The sequence below is a fragment of the Methylobacterium brachythecii genome (assembly GCF_014196345.1).
In the GTDB taxonomy this organism is placed as follows: Bacteria; Pseudomonadota; Alphaproteobacteria; order Rhizobiales; family Beijerinckiaceae; genus Methylobacterium; species Methylobacterium brachythecii.
This window is the reverse complement of sequence record NZ_JACIDN010000010.1, coordinates 14,250-33,857: the sequence shown is the minus strand read 5'-3', so window position 1 is coordinate 33,857 and position 19,608 is coordinate 14,250. Positions and strand designations below refer to the sequence as shown.

The window sequence follows — 19,608 nt, the reverse complement described above, 5'->3', positions numbered from 1 at the left end:
AACAATGAGAGACATCAGGGAGTCGCACGATGGATGCCGGCAGACGGATCGAAACGGCTCTCGATGCAGCGGTCGCTCACTGCGAGGCCCCCGGCGCGCCGCCGCGTCTGGCAGAGGCGATCCGCTACGCGGTGTTTCCCGGCGGCCACCGCATCCGGCCGCGGCTGTGCCTGTCCGTCGCGCGAGCCTGCGGCGATGACGACGAAGCCGCCTCCAACGCTGCCGCTGCCGCGATCGAACTCCTCCATTGCGCTTCGCTCGTGCATGACGATCTGCCGTGCTTCGACGATGCGCCGATGCGCCGACAGAAGCCCTCCGTGCATGTCGCCTTCGGGGAGCCACTGGCCGTACTGACCGGGGACGCACTGATCGTCGCCGCCTTCGAGACGCTGGCGCGGGGCGCGGTTCGCCACCCCTCACGGCTCGCCTCGCTGGTCGGGCTGGTGGCACGCGCGGTGGGCTCGCCGGCCGGCATCGTGGCCGGGCAGGCCTGGGAATCGGAGCCCTACGTCGCCCTGTCCGATTACCAGCAGGCCAAGACCGGCGCGCTCTTCGCGGCCTGCACCGTCGCCGGCGCGGCGGCGGCGGGAGCGCAGCCGCTGGCCTGGCGGCTTCTCGGGGAATGCCTCGGCGAGGCGTACCAGGTCGCCGACGACTTGCGCGACGTCGCCTGCCGACAGGAGGAGATCGGTAAGCCGGCCGGCCGCGACGCGACCCTCGGACGCCCCAATGCCGCCGCCCTGCTCGGGACGGACGGCGCTCTCGATCGGCTGAAGAAGCTCGCACGGGAGGCCATCGAGGTCGTGCCGGACTGTCCCGGCGCCGACACCCTGCGCGAAGAAATCGAGGCGCAGACGCGTCTCTTCCTGCCGAAGAGCCTCGCGCATCTGGTTGCGGCCTGAGCACCGATGCCCGCGCTCGCCGCCGCACCGCCGATGCCGGCACGGCGATCCTGGCGTGAGCGCTGGCTCAGCTTTCGCAACGGCCGCATCGCGAGCCCGGCCTTCCAGCGCTGGGCTGCCGGTTTTCCGCTGACCCGCGGCATCGCGCTGCGCAACACGCGGGCGCTGTTCGATCTCTGTGCCGGCTTCGTCTACTCGCAGGTGCTGTTCGCCTGCGTGCGGCTCGATCTGTTTTCCATCCTGCGGCCGGGACCGCAGAGCATCGAGGATCTGAGCCAACCGCTGGGCCTTAGCCGAGAGTGCGCCGAGCGGCTGCTAAAAGCGGCCGCGTCGCTGAACCTCGTGACGGCGCTTCCGGATGGCCGCTACGCGCTCGCCGATCTCGGCGCCGCTCTGATTGGTAACCCGTCGGTGGCGGCGATGATCGAGCATCACGCCATGCTCTATGCCGACCTCGCCGATCCGGTGGCCCTCCTACGCGGCCGGTCCGAGCCGACGCGGCTCGGCCAGTATTGGCGATACGCCGATCACGCGAGCCTCGGCGGAACCAGCGATGAGCACGTCGCCGGCTACAGCGAATTGATGTCGGCCTCCCAGGCGCTGATCGCGGAGGACATTCTCGACGCCTATCCCTTCGACCGTCACGCCCATCTGATGGATGTCGGCGGCGGCGAGGGCGCCTTCATCGCCGCCGCAGGCCGCCGCCATGCGGCGCTCCGGCTGACGCTGTTCGACCTGCCGCCTGTCGCCGAGCGCGCCGCGACAAGGCTTGCGGACCACGGGCTCGGCGCCCGGGTCGATTGCCTCAGCGGCAGCTTCCACGCCGACATCCTGCCCCGCGGCGCGGATGCGATCTCACTCGTTCGCATCCTGCACGATCACGACGATGCGCATGCCGCTGCCCTGGTGCGATCGGTCCATGACGCTCTGTCTCCGGGTGGAACGATCCTCGTCGCCGAGCCGCTGGCTGACACTCCGGGCGCCGAACCGATCGGCGATGCGTATTTCGGCTTCTACCTGCTCGCCATGGGCAGTGGCCGCGCCCGAACGGTCGATGAACTCCGCGCGATGCTTGCGGCGGCCGGCTTCAGCGCGATCCGGGAATTTTCGACCCGCAGACCGCTCCTGACGCGATTAATCACGGCAAAGCGATCTTAGAATGTGTAAACTCTACTTGACGCTTAAATATGCCTATCTAGGATGACATCAAGCGACCCCGCTTCTGACGGAGTCGCAACCCCTGGGACGAAACCAAGCGAGTCATGGACGCTCTCGCCGTCATCCTCGAACGACCGGAGCAGTTGGCGCTCCAACGCCTTCCGCTGACGCAGGCGGGCGAAGACGACGCGGTGGTGGCGGTCTCCTGGAGCGGGATCAGCACTGGCACCGAGCGACTGCTCTGGTCGGGCCGGATGCCGTCCTTCCCCGGCATGGGTTATCCGCTGGTTCCCGGATACGAATCCGTCGGCACGGTCGTTCAAGCGCCGAAGGGTGCCCCCGTCCGCGCCGGCGACACCGTCTTCGTTCCCGGCGCGCGCTGCTTCGGTGAGGTGCGCGGGCTGTTCGGGGGCGCCGCCTCTCGCCTCATCGCTCCGGCCTCAAGGCTGGTACTGGTCGATGCCGCTCTTGGCGACAAGGCCGTCCTCATCGCGCTCGCTGCAACGGCCTATCGAGCGCTCGGCAGTATCGGGCCCGGTACCAAGCCGCTGATCGTCGGCCACGGCGTGCTCGGGCGCCTGCTCGCGCGTCTCAGCATGGCTGCGGGCGCCGAGCCAACCGTGTGGGAAACCAACCCGGCACGGGCACAGGGCGAATTCGGCTACCCGGTTCTCGCGCCCGAGGCCGATCCGAGGCGCGACTACACTGTCATCACCGACGTCAGTGGAGATGCCTCCGGTCTCGACGGGCTGATCGCGCGGCTCGCGCCCGGCGGCGAGATCGTGCTCGCCGGCTTCTACGAGGCGCCGATCGCCTTCGCCTTCCCGCCTGCCTTCATGCGCGAGGCACGCATCCGTATCTCCGCGGAGTTCAAGCCCGACGATCTCGCAGCCGTCTCGGCTCTGATCGTGGGCGGGCGTCTCTCGCTCGACGGTCTCGTCACGCACCGCGTGCCCGCGTCCAAAGCGGAAGAGGCATACCGCACGGCATTCGGCGACCCCGCATGCCTGAAGATGGTCCTCGATTGGAGAGCCTGTTCATGAATGTCCAGCTGAACAAGGCGGCCCTCAGCCAAACCCAGGTTCTTCGAGACGAGGCGGCGATCGAGCCGGATCCCGTCTCGACCGCGCCGGTGAAGAAAGAGACGCAGATCATTGCGATCTACGGCAAGGGCGGCATCGGCAAGTCGTTCACGCTGGCAAACCTCTCATACATGATGGCCCAGCAGGGCAAGAAGGTGCTGCTGATCGGCTGCGACCCGAAGAGCGACACCACCTCGCTGCTCTTCGGCGGCAAGGCCTGCCCGACCATCATCGAGACCTCGACCAAGAAGAAGCTCGCCGGCGAGCAGGTCGCGATCGGCGACGTCTGCTTCAAGCGCGACGGTGTCTACGCGATGGAGCTCGGCGGCCCTGAGGTCGGGCGCGGCTGCGGCGGCCGCGGCATCATCCACGGCTTCGAGCTGTTGGAAAAGCTCGGCTTCCACGAATGGGGCTTCGACTACGTCCTGCTCGACTTCCTCGGCGACGTGGTCTGCGGCGGCTTCGGCCTGCCGATCGCCCGAGACATGTGCCAGAAGGTCATCGTCGTCGGCTCGAACGACCTGCAATCGCTCTACGTCGCCAACAACGTCTGCTCGGCGGTCGAATATTTTCGGAAGCTCGGCGGCAACGTCGGGGTCGGCGGCCTCGTCATCAACAAGGACGACGGCACCGGCGAGGCCCAGGCCTTCGCCGAGGCCGTCGGCATCCCGGTGCTGGCCTCGATCCCGGCCGACGACGACATCCGCAAGAAGAGCGCGAATTACGAGATCATCGGCCGCCCCGACGGGCGCTGGGGCTCGCTGTTCGAGACCCTCGCCTCTAGCGTCGCCGAGGCAAAGCCGAACCACCCGACCCCGCTCAGCCAAGACGGCCTGCTCGGCCTGTTCTCCAGCGAGACGACCGGCCGCGACGTCGTGCTGGTGCCTGCCACCTTCGAGGACATGTGCGGCTCGACCCCGCTCGTGAAGCCGTCCCTCGAAGTCGTCTACGACGAGGTCTGAGCGGATGGCCGTCACCCTCGACATCGCAGACCTTCGCGCCCGCCGGGACAAGCCGGCCTCGGCCGTCGCGGCCGCGCAAGGCGCCGAGGTGATCAACCTCGCGGCGACCAAGGGCGATGGCCTCGGCTGCCACGCCGGCAAGGACGCGATGCGGGCCTCCGCCGAGGCCGCGGGCATGTCCGAGACGCTGGAGCAGCTCCGAAAAGATTACCCGGCCGGCCCCCATGATCAGCCGCAGAGCATGTGCCCGGCCTTCGGCTCGCTGCGCGTGGGCCTGCGCATGCGCCGCACCGCCACGATCCTCTCGGGCTCGGCCTGCTGTGTCTACGGGCTGACCTTCACCTCGCATTTCTACGGCGCGCGCCGGACCGTCGGCTATGTGCCATTCAACTCCGAGACGCTCGTTACCGGCAAGCTGTTCGAGGACATCCGCGAGGCCGTGTTCAATACGGCGAAGCCTGAGGATTACGACGCCGTCGTCGTCATCAATCTCTGCGTTCCGACGGCCTCGGGCGTGCCGCTGCGGCTGCTGCCGAAGGAGATCGACGGCGTCCGCATCATCGGGATCGACGTGCCCGGCTTCGGCGTCCCGACGCATGCGGAAGCCAAGGACGTGCTCGCCGGCGCCATGCTGAAATTCGCCCGCACCGAGGCTGAACAGGGCCCGGTCCAGGCGCCGCGCGGCGGCCGCAACGAGCGGCCCACCGTGACGCTGCTCGGCGAGATGTTCCCGGCCGATCCCGTGGTGATCGGCGCGCTGCTGGCGCCGCTCGGCCTCGCCGCCGGCCCGGTCGTGCCGACCCGCGAATGGCGCGAACTCTACGCCGCCCTCGACGGCGCGGCGGTGGCGGCGATCCACCCGTTCTACACCGCCAGCATCCGCGAGTTCGAGGCGGCCGGCCGTCCGATCGTCGGCTCGGCGCCGGTCGGGCACGACGGCACTGCCGACTGGCTCGACCGGATCGGCGAGGCCTGCGGCGTTGCCCGCGACGTGGTCGAGGCCGCGAAGAACCGGCTGCTGCCGGGCATCCGCGGCGCGCTCTCGGCCATGCCGATTAAGGGCCGCATCACGCTCTCGGGCTACGAAGGTTCGGAGTTGCTGGTCGGGCGCCTGCTCGTCGAAAGCGGCGCGGATCTGCGCTACGTCGGCACGGCCTGTCCGCGCACACCCTGGTCGGATGCCGACCGCGAATGGCTGGAGGCCAAAGGCGTCAAGGTCCAGTTCCGCGCCTCGCTCGAGAACGACCTCGAGGCGATGCACGAGTATCGGCCGGACCTCGCCATCGGCACGACGCCGGTGGTGCAGAAGGCCAAGGAGTTGGGCGTCCCGGCCCTCTACTTCACCAACCTGATCTCGGCGCGGCCGCTGATGGGTGCGGCCGGCGCCGGCTCGCTCGCCAAGGTGATCAACGCGGCGCTCGCCAACAAGCCGCGCTTCGACGCGATGCGCGATTTCTTCGAAGGGGTCGGCACCGGCTTCGCGGCCGGCGTCTGGCAGGAGACGCCCCAAGCCAAGCAAGGCCCGAAGGTCCAGGTCGCGAAAAAACACGATCCGATCGGGGAGATGGCCTGATGCTCGTCCTCGATCACGACAGGGCTGGCGGTTACTGGGGCGCGGTCTACGTCTTCACCGCGATCAAGGGATTGCAGGTCGTCATCGACGGCCCGGTGGGCTGCGAGAACCTGCCGGTCACCTCGGTCCTGCACTACACCGACGCGCTGCCGCCGCACGAGCTGCCCATCGTCGTCACGGGCCTCGCCGAGGAAGAGCTCGGCCGCCACGGCACGGAGGGCGCGATGAAGCGGGCGCATGCCACGCTCGATCCGGGCTTGCCCAGCGTCGTCGTCACGGGCTCGATCGCCGAGATGATCGGCGGCGGCGTCACCCCCGAGGGAACCGGCCTGCAGCGCTTCCTGCCGCGCACGATCGACGAGGACCAGTGGCAGGCCGCCGACCGGGCGATCTCGTGGCTCTGGCAGGAATACGGCGCCAAGAAGTTCGCCAAGAAGGGCATTCCCGTCCGGCCTGAGCGCAAGCCCGGCGAGAAGCCGCGGGTCAACATCATCGGGCCAGCCTACGGCACCTTCAACATGCCCTCCGACCTCGCCGAGATCCGGCGGCTGGTCGAAGGCATCGGCGCCGAGATCAACCTGACCTTCCCGCTCGGCTCGCACCTCGCCGACGTGCCGAAGCTCGTCAACGCCAACGCGAACATCTGCCTCTACCGCGAGTTCGGGCGGCTGCTCTGCGAGAGCCTGGAGCGGCCTTACCTGCAAGCGCCGATCGGCGTGCTCTCGACCACAAAGTTTCTGCGCTCTTTAGGCGAGATCCTCGGCGTCGATCCCGAGCCGTTCATCGAGCGCGAGAAGCACACCACGATCAAGCCGGTCTGGGACCTGTGGCGCTCGGTGACCCAGGACTTCTTCGGCACCGCGAGCTTCGGCATCGTGGCGACCGAGACCTACGCGCGCGGCGTGCGGCACTTCCTCGAAGACGAGATGGGCCTGCCCTGCACCTTCGCCTTCTCGCGCACGGCGGGCACGAAGCCCGACAACGCGGCGGTGCGCGAGGCCATCAAGACGAACCCGCCGCTGGTGCTTTTCGGCTCCTACAACGAGCGCATGTACCTCGCCGAAGCGGGAGGGCGCGCTGTCTACGTGCCGGCCTCCTTCCCCGGCGCGGTCATCCGCCGGCACACCGGCACGCCCTTCATGGGCTACGCGGGCGCGACCTACCTGATCCAGGAGGTCTGCAACGCGCTGTTCGACATGCTCTTCCACATCCTGCCGCTGGCGCGGGACATGGATGCGGCGGTCGAGGCGACGCCGGCGCGGCTGCATCGCGAGCTCGCCTGGGCCGAAGAGGCCCGCAGGCTCCTCGACGACATCGTCGAATCCCATCCCGTCCTGGTGCGCATCTCCGCCGCCAAGCGCCTACGCGATGCCGCCGAGCGCCGCGCCCGGCGCGACAACGCAGAGGCGGTCGGCCTCGGCCATGTCGAGGGCGCACGGGCCGACCTGTCCATGGGAGCCGCCGCATGAGCGCCAGCTCTCCGCTCACCCTCGTCTCGAACCGTCATTCCCGGATGCGCAGCACGGAGTCCACCGTCATGCAACGTTCGATGTCCTCGCCGTCCCGGCAGCACGCGGAAGCCTTGCAGTTCCGCCTGATCTTCGCGGCGACCTACCCCTTCTTCCTGGTGGCGGCGCTGGTCCAGCGGCTGCTGCCGGGTACGTCCCTCGCGCGGCCCGGCCTGCCGGTCGCTCGTCGCTCCGTCTTCGGCGAAGCCAAGGCCATGGCCGTCTCGGCCATTCCTTTCGCCTTCATGGGTTGAGCCGGGCCTCCGGGCCCGGTCTCGCAGACGCTTCCGTCCGGTGAACGGGGGAAGTCGCCGTGATCGCTTCGAGTCACGGCAAGACCCGTCGCGCTTCTGAAAGGCGCGGCCAAGACAAACGGAGGTTCGACCGATGGTCAACGGAGTACCCGAGAGACCGAGCAGCCTATCCGGGCTGACGGAACCTGAAGCCAAGGAGTTCCACGCGATCTTCTTGACGAGCTTCATCATCTTCACGGCGATCGCCGTGGTCGCGCACATCCTGGTGTGGATGTGGCGCCCCTGGCTTCCAGGGCCGAAGGGCTACGCGGCGCTCGACGGCGTCACGACGGCCGCTCACGGCCTCGTGTCGATGATCAGCTGAGGAGAGCCGGACCATGCACAAGATCTGGCTTCTCTTCGATCCGCGGCGGACCCTCGTCGCGCTCTTCACCTTCCTGTTCATCCTGGCCCTGCTGATCCACTTCATCCTGCTCAGCACCGACCGGTTCAACTGGCTGGAGGGTGGCAAGAAGTCCGCGGCCAACGAGCATTCGCTCGTCCTGCAGACGATGCCCTCCTGAGGGGCGCCACCTTGCGGCGGCGCCATACGCCGTTGCCAACCCGCGGACGGGCCTCGCCGGCCTGACGGTGCCCGCCCGCGGTCGAAGATCTCCCCGAGACGGCCGGTTCCGGGCCGAGTTGGGAGACGGCTTTTTCACGAGACGTTGACGCGGCGCGAGCGCCCGATGCGGCCGTTCCCCAGCGTCAACGACCCCGACGGTCCAACCCGAAGGTGTCCGCCATGGCGATGCTGAGTTTCGAGAGGAAATACCGGGTCCGCGGCGGCACGCTCGTCGGCGGAGACCTGTTCGATTTCTGGGTCGGGCCGTTCTTTGTCGGCTTCTTCGGCGTGACGACCCTGTTCTTCGCGATCCTCGGGACCGCGCTGATCGTCTACGGTGCGGCGATCGGGCCGACCTGGAACATCTGGCAGATTAACATCGCGCCGCCCGATCTCAAATACGGGCTCGCCCTGGCGCCCCTGAAGGAGGGCGGCCTCTGGCAGATCATCACCTTCTGCGCGATCGGCTCCTTCGTCTCCTGGGCCCTGCGCGAGGTCGAGATCTGCCGAAAGCTCGGCATCGGCTACCACGTGCCCTTCGCGTTCGGGGTGGCGATCTTCGCCTATGTCTCGCTGGTGGTGATCCGGCCCTTCCTGATGGGCGCCTGGGGCTATGGCTTCCCCTACGGCATCCTCAGTCACCTCGATTGGGTATCGAACACCGGCTACCAGTACCTGCACTTCCACTACAATCCGGCGCACATGCTGGCGGTGTCGTTCTTCTTCACGACGACCTTCGCGCTCGCCCTGCACGGCTCCCTGATCCTGGCCTCCACCAATCCGCCCAAGGGCGAGGTGGTGAAGACCCCGGAGCACGAGGACACCTACTTCCGCGACACCATCGGCTACTCGATCGGCACGCTCGGCATCCACCGGCTCGGTCTGTTCCTGGCGCTCTCGGCGGGGTTCTGGAGCGCGGTCTGCATCATCATCAGCGGACCGTTCTGGACGCGCGGCTGGCCCGAATGGTGGGGCTGGTGGCTCAATCTTCCGGTCTGGCGCTGAGGGGGCTCGAAGACGATGGCCTACTACCAGAACATCTTCACGCAGGTCCAAGTCCGGCCGATCCATCCGGAACAGGGAGTGCCGGTCGCGGTCGACCACCGCGTCGGAAAGCCCTTCACAAGCTACATTGCCGGCCTCTTCGGCAACAGCCAGGTCGGTCCGATCTACGGCGGCTATCTCGGCATTCTCTCGGCGGTCTGCTTCCTGATCGCCTTCGAGATCATCGGCCTCAACATGCTGGCCTCGGTGAACTGGGATCCAATCCAGTTCGTGCGCCAGCTGCCCTGGCTGGCCCTGGAGCCGCCGCGCCCGGAATACGGGCTCAAGATCCTGCCGCCGCTGGCAAAGGGCGGCTGGTGGCTGATCACTGGCTTCTTCCTGACCTCGTCGATCCTGCTCTGGTGGCTTCGGATGTACCGACGCGCCCGGGCGCTCGGCATCGGCACCCACGTGCCCTGGGCCTTCGCTTCGGCGATCTGGCTCTACCTAGTCCTCGGCTTCATCCGGCCGCTGCTGATGGGCTCGTGGAGCGAGGCGGTACCCTTCGGAATCTTCCCGCATCTCGATTGGACCGCCGCGTTCTCGCTCCGCTACGGCAACCTCTTCTACAACCCGTTCCACATGCTCTCGATCGCGTTCCTGTACGGGTCGACGTTGCTCTTCGCCATGCACGGCGCGACGATTCTGGCCACGAGCCGCTACGGCTCGGAGCGTGAGATCGACCAGATCGTCAGCCGTGGCACGGCCTCCGAGCGGGCTGCCCTGTTCTGGCGCTGGACCATGGGCTGGAACGCCACGATGGAGTCGATCCATCGCTGGGCCTGGTGGTTCGCCGTGCTCACCACACTGACTGGCGGCATCGGCATCCTGCTCACCGGCACGGTCGTCGACAATTGGTACCTCTGGGCCGTGAAGCACGGCGTCGCGCCGGCCTACCCGCAGGTCTTCGGACCGGTCGTCGATCCGCTCAATGCCGGGGGGAACGTGCCATGAAGAGCCTCGTCGTCGTCGCGGGCGTCACCGTCGCGGCCTTCCTCACCATCGCCATGCTCGGTACGGCAGGCTGGAGCCTTCCTCCGATCGCGGCCCAGCAGCACGGCTTCCGCGGCACCGGGATGGACCAGATCCAGACCAAGCGGGAAGCCGCCGCCGACCAGGCGGCCAACCAGGCCCCCGCGGCCGCCGATCCGGCGAGCGCGGACGGCGACAAGGCCGGGACTACCTATCATAACGTCCAGGTCCTGAAGGATCTTTCGACCGAACAGTTCAACCGGGTGATGACCTCGATCACCGAATGGGTCGCGCCCGAGCAGGGCTGCACCTATTGCCACAACACCGAGAACATGGCCTCGGACGACCTCTATCAGAAGAAGGTCGCCCGGCGGATGCTGCAGATGACCCAGGCCATCAACGGCGAGTGGAAGGAGAAGCACGTCCACGAGGCCGGCGTGACCTGCTTCACCTGCCATCGCGGCCAGCCGGTGCCGAAGAACGTCTGGTTCGAGAATCCGGGCCTGACGGCGAAGGGACTGACCGAGCCGCGTAACAACGGGCAGAACATGGCCTCGCCCGAAGTCGGCCTCGCCTCGCTGCCCTACGACACGCTGACGGAGTTCCTCGGCAAGAAGGGCCTCGACGACAATGCCATCCGCGTGAACGCCACCACGGCGTTGCCGGAGGGCAAGGGCAAATCGATCCAGGACGCGGAAAAGACCTACGGACTGATGATGCACATGTCGCAGTCGCTCGGCGTGAACTGCACCTACTGCCACAACACCCGGGCCATGTCGCAATGGCCCCAAAGCACCCCGCAGCGGGTGAACGCCTGGCACGGCATCCGGATGGTGCGCGCGCTCAACGGCGACTACCTCGAGCCGCTCAAAGGCACCTTCCCGGAAAACCGGCTCGGGCCGAACGGTGACGTGCCGAAAATCGGCTGCGGCACCTGCCACAACGGCCAGCCCAAGCCGCTCAACGGTGCCCATGTGATCGAGAGCTATCCGGAACTGGCCAAGGCGACCGCTTCTGCAGCAGATGCAAAGCCGCAACCGGCCTCGCCTCCCGCCGACGCCCCGAAATAGGGCAGCGCCCGAATTGGGCCGCGATCGAATCCACGGCGGCCGCCAGGAGCCTCTGGTGGCCGCCGTGGATTGGCGCGTGCGGGCACGATGGTTTCGATAGCAAGATCGAGACGCCCGACGGGGGCGGGAGCGACCTCCGTCTTCGATTTGTCGAACCGACGAGCCTTGCCTGTGCAGCCTGGTCTCTGATAAGGGCACCGTCTTTCCGCGATGCGTGATCTGCCATCGCCGGGGCGCCTTTGCGGCATCCCGTCCCTCACGATACCCAAACGACAGGCGGCCGGGCAGCCCGCGCCGAGTGGACAAAGATGAAGATCCGTAACTCACTCAAGTCGCTGCGTGGCCGTCACCGCGACAACCAGCTCGTGCGCCGCAAGGGCCGCGTCTACGTCATCAACAAGACCCAGAAGCGCTTCAAGGCTCGCCAGGGCTGAGCCGCGAGGCCAACCGCGCGCCCTCATCTTCATGAGGGCGCGTTGACGGCAGGACCCGCGGCGTGACAGCTTCGGGCAGATGATGCTCGCGCGAACCAGCCTCTCGGCGCTCTCCCGCATCCTGCTCGCCGTCGGGGTGATGGCGATGCCGGCTGGGCAGGTTCTCGCCGCCGCCCCCAAGCCGGAGCAGGAGCGCAAGGCGCACCCTCCGGTCACGCTCGACGACCTTTATGCCCGTCTCAAGGAGGCGGATGATCCCGCCGAGGCCAAGGGCATCGCGGGTTTGATCGAGCGGCGACTCTCGCGCTCTGGCAGCGCCACCGCCGACGTCCTGACCGAGCGCGCCCGTCAGGCGATGTCCGGCAACGACGTGCCGCTGGCCGTCGAGTTGATGGACCGTGCCCTGGCGCTGGAGCCCGCGTGGTCCGAGGGCTGGAATCGGCGCGCGACCCTGTTCTGGCGCCTCTCAGACTCGAGGAGCGCCATCACCGATCTCGAGCGAGCCCTGGTGTTGGAGCCGCGCCATTTCGAAGCCTGGGCAGCGCTCGGCAAGCTCTACCTCGCTGCCGACGACAACCGCCGCGCTCTCGATGCGTTTCGCCGGGCAGAGGCGATCTATCCTCAATGGGACGAGCTGAAGAAGGCGATCGAGCGACTGGCGCCCGACGTCGACGGGCGCGATCTCTGAGCCGGCGTCGCCTCATCGATCCTAAACCGTCATTGCGAGGCGACGCCGAAGCAATCCAGGGCCGACACGCGGACGTCGCGGGTGTTATCCTGGATTGCTTCGCTGCGCTCGCAATGACGGAGAAAGCGCTAAACGCGCGTCAAACCTGCGCTGCGTGCTCGCGGGTCACGTGGGCGATCCGCACCATGTTCGTGGCGCCCGGCGTCCCGAAGGGCACGCCGGCCACGACGATGACCTGATCGCCGACGGCGGCGAATTCCTCGCGGATCGCGAATTTGGCGGCGCGGAACGCCATGTCGTCGACGTCGCTGGCGTCCTTGGTGACGATGGGATGGGTTCCCCAGACCATGGCCAGCCGCCGGGCAGTTTCTCGCTTCGGCGTCAGCGCGATGATGCTGGCATTGGGCCGTGAGCGGGCGAGTCGCTGGACGGTCGAGCCCGAGCTCGTCCAGGCCATCACGGCGCGGAGGTTCAACGCCTCGACGATCTGATGGGTTGCTGCGGCGATGGCATCGGGGTCGGTCGCCTCGGGCTCCGAGCGCTGTGCGGTCAGGATCGTCCAGTACAGAGCGTCGCGCTCGACCTGTTCGGCGATGCGGCTCATCATTTGGATCGCCTCGACCGGATAGGCACCGGCCGCGCTCTCGGCAGAGAGCATCACTGCATCAGCGCCTTCGTAGACGGCGGTCGCCACGTCCGAAACCTCGGCGCGGGTCGGCACTGGGGCCGTGATCATCGATTCGAGCATCTGCGTCGCGACGACGACCGGCTTTCCGAGACGGCGCGCACCGCGGGTGATGCGCTTCTGGACGCCCGGCACCTGCTCCAGCGGCATCTCGACGCCGAGATCGCCGCGGGCGACCATGATGCCATCCGAGACCTCGATGATTTCGTCGAGGCGTGTCAGCGCCTGTGGCTTCTCGATCTTGGCCATGATCAAGGCTCGGCCGGCCGCGATTTCCTTCACCTCGGCGATGTCCTCGGGACGCTGCACGAAGGAGACGGCGATCCAGTCGGCGCCGGCGTTCAGTCCGGCTTCGAGATCCGCACGGTCCTTGTCTGTCATTGCCGGAACCGGCAGCACGGTATGGGGAAGCGAGACGCCCTTGCGGTTCGAGATCCGGCCACCGACGTCGACCCGCGTCACGACGCGGCCCTCGCTGACCTCGACCACATGCAGCCTGAGCTTGCCGTCATCGATGATCACGGCATGACCCGGCTCGACTGCGGCGAGGATCTCGGGATGGGGGAGGTAGACGCGGTCGACGTCGCCCGGCGTGGGATCGCTGTCGAGGACGAAGCTTGCGCCTCGTTCGAGATGCGCCGAGCCCTCAGCGAAGGCACCGACGCGCAGCTTCGGTCCCTGCAGGTCGACCAGAATCGCGATCGGCCGCTTGGCCTCGCGCTCGATGGTGCGGATGACCTCGACCTTCTCCGGCAACTTCTCCTTGGGAAGATGGCTCATGTTGAGGCGAAAGACGTCTGCTCCAGCATGGAACAGCTTGGTGATCATCTCCGGCGTATCGGAGGCCGGCCCGAGGGTGGCGACGATTTTGGTACGGCGTGCGCGCTTCACTCTACTGTCCCTCCATGCCCGTTTAGGACCCGGCGGAGATCGTTGTGACCGCGGGAACGGCCCGGCGATGATCCAGCGCAATGGCGCCGATGGCCGGACGAGAACGTCGCGCGCCACAACACCTTTCGCCGGTCGTGCGTCAAGGCCCGGACTGCGGGCGCTCCAATCGCTGCCCGCAGCCGACTGAACACCCTCGATTCGTGCTGCGTCGCAGCAATGATCGTCGTTGGTTGCGAATGGCGACAAGAAGCCGCCGCGCGCCGACGGCCGCGAAGCCGGAAAATGACGTCGACTGGACCGCGTTTGGATGGTTGGCGCCTCACTGTGGCTGCAGAGCCATATCTGAGGTGAAAGCTTCGCCATATGGTGGCGGCAGATTCCATCCCTTAGGGGCTATTCCGATGAAGAAGCTTCTGCTGGCGACTGCTGCTCTGGCGCTCGCGACCGGCACCGCATCCGCCGCCGACCTGCCGCGCCGCGCCGCGCCGCCGCCCGTCTTCACGCCGGTTCCGGTCTTCACCTGGACCGGCTTCTATGCAGGACTTGAGACGACCTACGTGTGGAACGACCGCTCGCGGGCTACTACGACCTCGCCGAGCGCGGTGCTCGACGCTGGCGTCGCCGACGGCAGTCAGCGCACGCGGAACGTTGCTCTGCGGAGCTACGACGGCCTCGCCAACATCGGCGGTGGCGGTGGATATAACTACCAGTTCACCCCTGGATCCGGCATCGTCGTCGGTGCTGCAGTGAACATCGACTGGGTCGACCAGCACCGCAACTCTTTCTCCACGAGCACCGCCGGCAACGTCAGCCGGTACGGCCAGGGCCTCGAGTATCTCGGCACCGTGACCGGCCGCGTCGGTTATGCCTGGGACCGCTTCCTGGTTTACGGCACCGGTGGTCTTGCCTTCGGTAGCGTCGACAACTCGGCCGACTTCTACGGCCCCGGCGTTGGCGCGGCCCTCCGCTACACCGGCGGCGAGCGCTCGTTCCGCACCGGCTTCGCCTATGGCGGTGGTGTGGAATACGCGATCCCCGAGGACAGCTTCCTGAACTATCTGAGCGTCGGCAAGTATCTCGGAATCAAGTCCAATGCCGTGACCTTGAAGGCCGAATACCTGCACTACGATCTCGGCAGCCACAGCATCTTCGCCGCCAATCAGCCGGGCTTCACGGCGCCTGGGTACCGCGTTCGCTTCCGCGACGAAGGCAATCTCGTGCGCGTCGGCTTCAACTACAAGTTCGGCGGCTGATCTCCGCCACGAACGTCGAGACGAGGGCGGCTCTCCTGCGAGAGCCGCCTTTTCTTTTTGGATCTACGGATGGCCGCCGAGACGCTGGCCGGGATCGGTCAGCTGGATCGTCCAGCTCTTCTGCTCGCCGGTATCGACCTCGATGAAACCGTTTCGGTCGTAGCCCCGGGCGAGGCAGTCCTCGACGCCGCGGATGGTGAAGGCGGTGTCCCGCGTGCACATCATGGCGCGACCGCTCCACTCTCCGCCTCGCGTGAAGTCCACGGCGTAGACGTAGTAGAATCGCGCCGAGAGCGTGCCTTTGAGCAGCGTGCCGCAATCCTTCGGCTTGAGATCCCACCAGCCCTCGGTGACCCAGCCCTGCGGATCACGGTAGCCGAGCGTGACGCCGATCTTGCTGCCGGTGAGGTTGCACATACGCAGGTCGGCCCGAGCCGGGCCGGCCGTGGCGAGCGATGACACGGCGAGGATGCCGGCCAAGGCCAGCCCTCGGCTCGACCGGGAAACGCTGATCCTCGCGGTTTCGGGCAAAGGCTCAGCCGACGAGGATGATGCGGCAGTCGTTGACATTGGTACGCGTCGGGCCCGGCTGAACGAGGTCTCCGATCATCGCGAAGAATCGCGTCGAATCGTTGTCCGTCAGCATCGCAGCCGGATCGAGCCCTTGCTCTCGCGCCCGCGCTAGCGTGGTGGAATCGATCAGGCCACCGGCCGGGTCCGTCGCCTTGCCACGCCCACCGTCGGTGCCGTCGGTATCCGCGGAGATGGCGGCGATGCCCTCCTCACCATCGAGAGCGATGGCGAGCGCCAGCGCGTATTCCTGGTTCGGACCTCCATCGCCCTCGCCGCGGATCGTCACGGTGAGTTCACCGCCGGAGATCAGTGCAACCTTACGGGCCGCCGCCTTAGCGTCCCGAGCGAGCCGGGCGTGCTCGGCTGCAACCTCGCGTGCCTCGCCTTCGAGGTCGGAGCCCAGCATCACCGGCTCGTAGCCAGCGGCACGGGCGGCGGCAGCGGCGGCTTCTAGGGCGTCGATCGGCCGAGCGACGATGCGATACTCGGCCCGCGCGAAGGCCGGGTCGCCGGCCTTCGGTGTCTCGTTGGTGGGGTCGGTGAGGAGCGCCCGCGCGGAAGCCGGCAGGGCGATGCCGCGGCGCTCGCAGATCGCCAGGGCCTCGGCCAGCGTCGAAGGATCGGGCACGGTCGGGCCAGACGCGATCACAGAAGGATCGTCGTGCGGCACGTCGGAGATCGCGAGCGTCAGGATGCGGCGGGCGTTCTTGGCCGCGACCGCAAGGCGGCCGCCCTTGATCCGCGAGAGATGCTTACGAACGCAGTTGATCTCGTTGATCGGCGCGCCCGAGCGCAGCAGCGCCTTGGTGATGGCCTGCTTCTCTTCGAGCGTCAGGTCACCGGCGGGCGCGATCCAGTTCGCCGAGCCTCCGCCCGAGAGCAGCACCAGCACCTCGTCGTCCGGTCCCGCCAGCGACGCGATGCGCAGGGCCTCCTTCGTTGCCTCGATGCCGGCGGCGTCGGGCACCGGGTGACCTGCCTCGACCATACGGATGCCCGGTGCGTCCTCGCCATAGCCGTGACGCGCCACGGCGAGACCGAGAATGCGCTCCTCCGGAACCCCGTGCTCCTGGCGATAGAAACGGCTCGCCATTGCGGCCATGCTGCCGCCTGCCTTGCCGGCACCCAGGATGATCAGTCGCCCCGGCACCGGCGGCGGCAGGTGACCGACCAGGCACTTGCGAGGATGCGCGGCCGCGATGCCCGCGTCGAGCAGGCTCCCGAGCAACTCACGGATGGCGGACGCGTCGGGGGAGGGAGCGGTCATGCAGGCGTCCTCGCAGCGGCTTCTTCGAAAACCTTTTCTGATCGTGCCATGCCCGAGCCGGCCGGCCACGGCAAGATTTCGGCTCGACATTCGACCGGCACCGGTCACGCATGGCTTCGGGGACTACTGAAGACGCGCGGCCGGCCCAGATAAGCCTCATGCCGACATCCGCAGCCCTCCGCGCTCCATTCCCCAACGCCGCCCAAACGCTCGAACGCCCCGAGCAGCCCGTCGAGGTCATTCCCGGTGACGCGCGGCGCGGCCTGCTGATCCTGTGCGACCACGCCTCGAACGCAGTGCCGGACGACCTCGACCGCCTGGGCGTCGCCGAGCACGAGTTCGGGCGTCACATCGCCTACGACATAGGCGCGGCAGCGGTAACGCGCCGATTGGCCGGCCTCCTCGGCGTGCCGGCCGTCCTCACCATGTTCTCGCGGCTGGTGATCGATCCGAACCGCGGCCGTGCCGACCCGACCCTGGTGATGCGGCTCTCGGACGGCGCTATCGTGCCCGGCAACGCCCGCATCGATGCAGACGGTGTCGCCGAGCGGATCCGCCGGTTTTATGCACCCTACGATCGGGCGATCGACTCGGCCGTCGGCCAGGCGCAGGCGGCTGGCAAGCCGCCGATGATCCTGACCATGCACAGCTTCACCCGCTATTGGCGCGGCATCGAGCGGCCCTGGCAGGTCGGCATCCTCTACGATCGCGACGAACGCCTGAGTCGGCCGCTGATCGAGGCATTGCAGGCCGATCCGGCCGGACTCACGGTAGGCGATAACGCGCCCTACGGTGGCGGCCTCCCCGGCGACACCGTCGACCGACACGCCACTGCGCGCAAGCTCCCGAACGCGCTCGTCGAAATCCGACAGGATCTCCTGCTGGACGAGCCCGGCATCGAGGAATGGGCGCAACGGTTCGCCGGGTTGATGCGGCCAATGCTCGCCTGATCCTCACCGCGCCAAAGAAAATTTGCCGAGATTTCTGCGCTGAAACGCGCGCTGGCGGAGGCCTGGCAGATTAGGTGACTCATCGTTGGCGCTGCGGCCGCCAAAAATTCGAGCCGCCAGTTGCCGCATCGAGACCGCTTGGCAGCGCGCCCGAGACGCGCCACATGCGCTCGATCGAAGAGGCGCCCATCCATGAACGACATATCATCCCAGACCCAGACCGAACTCGAGGCCGCAGTGTTCCGGCGCCTGGTGGCGCATCTGCAGGGGAGGCCGGACGCGCAGAACATCGACCTGATGAACCTCGCGGGATTCTGCCGGAATTGCCTGTCGAACTGGCTGAAGGAAGCCGCCGACGAGCGCGGCCTAGCGATCAGCAAGGATGCCAGCCGCGAGCATGTCTACGGAATGCCGTACGAAGACTGGAAGCGGCAGCATCAGACGGAGGCGACTGCGGAACAGCAGGCGAAATTCGCCGACGGGCATACAAAGGAGAATTGACGGGAGTAGCGGCCTGAGCACCTTCTTCGCGGCATCCCAGGCCCTGGCACGCAAGTCTTGCAAAGGAGAAGGAAGATCGACGCTCGCGTGCCTTCGACGCTCCTGCGCAAGTCGGAAGAGTGGACCGCCCACCTAGCCGCGACCTACGGATACGTCGGCACGCGTGAGGTCCGCCTCCACCTCGTTTCAAACGCGTTCGTCACGCGGACTACATACCCGTTGCCCGGGCGGTTCACGGGAGCCGTCTACGATACAGATCGCCGGCTCATCCGCTCGTCCCTTCGGCTCGATCCGGACGCCGATCAGCCGATCGATCCGGAGACTCTGCCAGAGTCCCGCTGTGCGGGCGCACGACGCGTGCCTCGGGCCATCTACGGCGGGATGTTGTTCCTAATCCTGGGACACTTCCTGTTTGAGTCGGCTGCTCGGCTATGGCTGCAGATCGATTTTCCTCGGAACTTCGACAAAGGCGAGCCTGTCCCGGTCATCTTTCATCCGTCGCGCGACTTCGATCTCGGCGTATTCGGCACGTATCCGATATTTCGCGACTCGCTTGCGGCTCTCAGTGTCCGCCGACGCAACCTTCTTCTCGCGGATGAGGATTTTAAAGTCGACCTGCTCTATTACCCGGAGCCTTTGTCGATCTATCACGAATACGTTCATCCCCTGATGGGCCGGGTGATCGATCACTTGATCACCGAACTGAAGCGGCCGCGCACGCTCGCGGCACGCTGGACCTCCAAGCTTAAGACAGCCGCACCACCGCGTATTTATGTCTCGCGCAGTCGCTGGCACGAGAATCGACGCATCGCCAACGAGCACGAATTGGAAGACGTGTTCCGGGAGCACGGTTTCGCGATCGTGCATCCGCAGGACCTCGCGCCCCACGATGTGATCCGACTGATGCAGGGAGCCGATCTCGTCGCGTCGAGCGATGGCTCGCACGCCCATCTGCTCGCGTTCGCAAAACGCGGCACGCGCAGCCTCCTTCTGGACACCCGTCCGGTTCCCACCCAGACCGCCATCGAGATACTACGAGAGCTTCGCGCCCTTCATGTGCCGCTTTGGCAGGATCCCGACGGAATCTGGGATCAAGAAGGCCAGAAGGTGAAAACGAGCGAGCTTTCAACTTTTCTGGATGTCTACCTCTCAAGCATCGCAGCCTGACGATCGAGCCATCGCGAGCGACACGGTGGTACGGGAACGCTCGCACGCGTCGGAGCTTCACGGCAGCGAG

At 67.0% G+C, this 19,608-nt stretch carries 21 protein-coding genes; 18 read left to right on the top strand and 3 right to left on the bottom strand.

The genetic code is table 11. The annotated features are described in order from the left end of the window. Window positions 1-29: 29 nt before the first annotated feature. The 14 genes from GGR33_RS22285 (at window position 30) to GGR33_RS22220 (ending at window position 12,251) form a co-directional block, all read left to right on the top strand. A complete protein-coding gene (locus tag GGR33_RS22285; protein WP_183510236.1) occupies window positions 30-902 on the top strand; it encodes a polyprenyl synthetase family protein in 873 nt (290 codons plus the stop codon). Window positions 903-908: 6 nt separating this feature from the next. Beyond that, window positions 909-2,060 carry a methyltransferase gene (locus GGR33_RS22280; RefSeq protein ID WP_183510231.1) on the top strand — a complete coding sequence of 384 codons (1,152 nt, stop codon included), beginning with the start codon at window positions 909-911 and terminating at the stop codon, window positions 2,058-2,060. A gap of 104 nt (window positions 2,061-2,164) precedes the next feature. Then, a complete protein-coding gene (gene bchC / locus GGR33_RS22275) occupies window positions 2,165-3,103 on the top strand; it encodes a chlorophyll synthesis pathway protein BchC (RefSeq protein ID WP_183510225.1) in 939 nt (312 codons plus the stop codon). Further along, the gene (locus GGR33_RS22270; RefSeq protein ID WP_183510211.1) at window positions 3,100-4,104 is read left to right on the top strand and encodes a chlorophyllide a reductase iron protein subunit X; all 1,005 of its coding nucleotides are present in this window, start codon (window positions 3,100-3,102) and stop codon (window positions 4,102-4,104) included. The genes bchC and GGR33_RS22270 overlap by 4 nt, the downstream gene beginning before the upstream one ends. 4 nt (window positions 4,105-4,108) lie before the next feature. Beyond that, window positions 4,109-5,677: a chlorophyllide a reductase subunit Y gene (gene bchY, locus GGR33_RS22265; protein ID WP_183510197.1), complete on the top strand. Its 1,569-nt coding sequence runs from the start codon at window positions 4,109-4,111 to the stop codon at window positions 5,675-5,677. Next, a complete protein-coding gene (bchZ, locus tag GGR33_RS22260) occupies window positions 5,677-7,146 on the top strand; it encodes a chlorophyllide a reductase subunit Z (RefSeq protein WP_183510184.1) in 1,470 nt (489 codons plus the stop codon). The genes bchY and bchZ overlap by 1 nt, the downstream gene beginning before the upstream one ends. Window positions 7,147-7,226: 80 nt before the next feature. Beyond that, window positions 7,227-7,439 carry a hypothetical protein gene (locus GGR33_RS22255; RefSeq protein WP_183511907.1) on the top strand — a complete coding sequence of 71 codons (213 nt, stop codon included), beginning with the start codon at window positions 7,227-7,229 and terminating at the stop codon, window positions 7,437-7,439. Between the two features lie 133 nt (window positions 7,440-7,572). Next, the gene (gene pufB / locus GGR33_RS22250; protein WP_183510173.1) at window positions 7,573-7,803 is read left to right on the top strand and encodes a light-harvesting antenna LH1, beta subunit; all 231 of its coding nucleotides are present in this window, start codon (window positions 7,573-7,575) and stop codon (window positions 7,801-7,803) included. Between the two features lie 13 nt (window positions 7,804-7,816). Then, a complete protein-coding gene (gene pufA / locus GGR33_RS22245; RefSeq protein ID WP_183510168.1) occupies window positions 7,817-8,002 on the top strand; it encodes a light-harvesting antenna LH1, alpha subunit in 186 nt (61 codons plus the stop codon). 221 nt (window positions 8,003-8,223) lie between these two features. Continuing rightward, the gene (gene pufL / locus GGR33_RS22240; RefSeq protein WP_183510162.1) at window positions 8,224-9,048 is read left to right on the top strand and encodes a photosynthetic reaction center subunit L; all 825 of its coding nucleotides are present in this window, start codon (window positions 8,224-8,226) and stop codon (window positions 9,046-9,048) included. 15 nt (window positions 9,049-9,063) lie between these two features. Beyond that, window positions 9,064-10,041: a photosynthetic reaction center subunit M gene (gene pufM, locus GGR33_RS22235; protein WP_183510157.1), complete on the top strand. Its 978-nt coding sequence runs from the start codon at window positions 9,064-9,066 to the stop codon at window positions 10,039-10,041. After that, on the top strand, window positions 10,038-11,129 hold the full coding sequence (gene pufC / locus GGR33_RS22230) for a photosynthetic reaction center cytochrome PufC (RefSeq protein ID WP_183510151.1): 1,092 nt from the start codon (window positions 10,038-10,040) through the stop codon (window positions 11,127-11,129). Before pufM ends, pufC begins: the two co-directional genes overlap by 4 nt. A 308-nt stretch (window positions 11,130-11,437) precedes the next feature. After that, window positions 11,438-11,563 carry a type B 50S ribosomal protein L36 gene (gene ykgO / locus GGR33_RS22225; protein ID WP_003601867.1) on the top strand — a complete coding sequence of 42 codons (126 nt, stop codon included), beginning with the start codon at window positions 11,438-11,440 and terminating at the stop codon, window positions 11,561-11,563. A gap of 79 nt (window positions 11,564-11,642) precedes the next feature. Continuing rightward, complete coding sequence (locus tag GGR33_RS22220; protein ID WP_183510146.1) at window positions 11,643-12,251, top strand: tetratricopeptide repeat protein; 609 nt, start codon at window positions 11,643-11,645, stop codon at window positions 12,249-12,251. 139 nt (window positions 12,252-12,390) lie between these two features. On the opposite strand, the gene pyk is transcribed toward GGR33_RS22220, so the two are convergent. Then, complete coding sequence (gene pyk, locus GGR33_RS22215) at window positions 12,391-13,827, bottom strand: pyruvate kinase (RefSeq protein ID WP_183510143.1); 1,437 nt, start codon at window positions 13,825-13,827, stop codon at window positions 12,391-12,393. A 401-nt stretch (window positions 13,828-14,228) separates the two neighbouring features. On the opposite strand from pyk, the gene GGR33_RS22210 reads away from it, so the two are divergent. Beyond that, on the top strand, window positions 14,229-15,080 hold the full coding sequence (locus GGR33_RS22210) for an outer membrane protein (RefSeq protein WP_183510130.1): 852 nt from the start codon (window positions 14,229-14,231) through the stop codon (window positions 15,078-15,080). Between the two features lie 63 nt (window positions 15,081-15,143). On the opposite strand, the gene GGR33_RS22205 is transcribed toward GGR33_RS22210, so the two are convergent. Beyond that, entirely contained in the window at window positions 15,144-15,650 is a 507-nt protein-coding gene (locus tag GGR33_RS22205) for a DUF1036 domain-containing protein (protein WP_183510123.1), read from the bottom strand. After that, window positions 15,616-16,920 carry a glycerate kinase type-2 family protein gene (locus GGR33_RS22200; RefSeq protein ID WP_183510118.1) on the bottom strand — a complete coding sequence of 435 codons (1,305 nt, stop codon included), beginning with the start codon at window positions 16,918-16,920 and terminating at the stop codon, window positions 15,616-15,618. The genes GGR33_RS22205 and GGR33_RS22200 overlap by 35 nt, the downstream gene beginning before the upstream one ends. 158 nt (window positions 16,921-17,078) lie before the next feature. On the opposite strand from GGR33_RS22200, the gene GGR33_RS22195 reads away from it, so the two are divergent. From GGR33_RS22195 to GGR33_RS22185, 3 genes are all read left to right on the top strand, one after another. Beyond that, window positions 17,079-17,870: an N-formylglutamate amidohydrolase gene (locus GGR33_RS22195; RefSeq protein WP_183510117.1), complete on the top strand. Its 792-nt coding sequence runs from the start codon at window positions 17,079-17,081 to the stop codon at window positions 17,868-17,870. Between the two features lie 192 nt (window positions 17,871-18,062). Beyond that, a complete protein-coding gene (locus GGR33_RS22190; RefSeq protein WP_183510112.1) occupies window positions 18,063-18,371 on the top strand; it encodes a DUF1244 domain-containing protein in 309 nt (102 codons plus the stop codon). 87 nt (window positions 18,372-18,458) lie between these two features. Continuing rightward, window positions 18,459-19,538, top strand: coding sequence for a glycosyltransferase family 61 protein (locus GGR33_RS22185; protein ID WP_183510105.1), 1,080 nt, complete (start codon window positions 18,459-18,461; stop codon window positions 19,536-19,538). The last annotated feature ends 70 nt before the right edge of the window (window positions 19,539-19,608 follow it).

Excerpts from the sequence above, each read along its gene's own strand:
- GGR33_RS22285 (WP_183510236.1), top strand. The coding sequence starts at position 30 with ATGGATGCCGGCAGACGGATCGAAACGGCTCTCGATGCAGCGGTCGCT.
- GGR33_RS22280 (WP_183510231.1), top strand. The coding sequence starts at position 909 with ATGCCCGCGCTCGCCGCCGCACCGCCGATGCCGGCACGGCGATCCTGG.
- bchC (WP_183510225.1), top strand. The coding sequence starts at position 2,165 with ATGGACGCTCTCGCCGTCATCCTCGAACGACCGGAGCAGTTGGCGCTC.
- GGR33_RS22270 (WP_183510211.1), top strand. The coding sequence starts at position 3,100 with ATGAATGTCCAGCTGAACAAGGCGGCCCTCAGCCAAACCCAGGTTCTT.
- bchY (WP_183510197.1), top strand. The coding sequence starts at position 4,109 with ATGGCCGTCACCCTCGACATCGCAGACCTTCGCGCCCGCCGGGACAAG.
- bchZ (WP_183510184.1), top strand. The coding sequence starts at position 5,677 with ATGCTCGTCCTCGATCACGACAGGGCTGGCGGTTACTGGGGCGCGGTC.
- GGR33_RS22255 (WP_183511907.1), top strand. The coding sequence starts at position 7,227 with ATGTCCTCGCCGTCCCGGCAGCACGCGGAAGCCTTGCAGTTCCGCCTG.
- pufB (WP_183510173.1), top strand. The coding sequence starts at position 7,573 with ATGGTCAACGGAGTACCCGAGAGACCGAGCAGCCTATCCGGGCTGACG.
- pufA (WP_183510168.1), top strand. The coding sequence starts at position 7,817 with ATGCACAAGATCTGGCTTCTCTTCGATCCGCGGCGGACCCTCGTCGCG.
- pufL (WP_183510162.1), top strand. The coding sequence starts at position 8,224 with ATGGCGATGCTGAGTTTCGAGAGGAAATACCGGGTCCGCGGCGGCACG.
- pufM (WP_183510157.1), top strand. The coding sequence starts at position 9,064 with ATGGCCTACTACCAGAACATCTTCACGCAGGTCCAAGTCCGGCCGATC.
- pufC (WP_183510151.1), top strand. The coding sequence starts at position 10,038 with ATGAAGAGCCTCGTCGTCGTCGCGGGCGTCACCGTCGCGGCCTTCCTC.
- ykgO (WP_003601867.1), top strand. The coding sequence starts at position 11,438 with ATGAAGATCCGTAACTCACTCAAGTCGCTGCGTGGCCGTCACCGCGAC.
- GGR33_RS22220 (WP_183510146.1), top strand. The coding sequence starts at position 11,643 with ATGATGCTCGCGCGAACCAGCCTCTCGGCGCTCTCCCGCATCCTGCTC.
- GGR33_RS22210 (WP_183510130.1), top strand. The coding sequence starts at position 14,229 with ATGAAGAAGCTTCTGCTGGCGACTGCTGCTCTGGCGCTCGCGACCGGC.
- GGR33_RS22205 (WP_183510123.1), bottom strand. The coding sequence starts at position 15,650 with ATGTCAACGACTGCCGCATCATCCTCGTCGGCTGAGCCTTTGCCCGAA.
- GGR33_RS22200 (WP_183510118.1), bottom strand. The coding sequence starts at position 16,920 with ATGACCGCTCCCTCCCCCGACGCGTCCGCCATCCGTGAGTTGCTCGGG.
- GGR33_RS22195 (WP_183510117.1), top strand. The coding sequence starts at position 17,079 with ATGCCGACATCCGCAGCCCTCCGCGCTCCATTCCCCAACGCCGCCCAA.
- GGR33_RS22190 (WP_183510112.1), top strand. The coding sequence starts at position 18,063 with ATGAACGACATATCATCCCAGACCCAGACCGAACTCGAGGCCGCAGTG.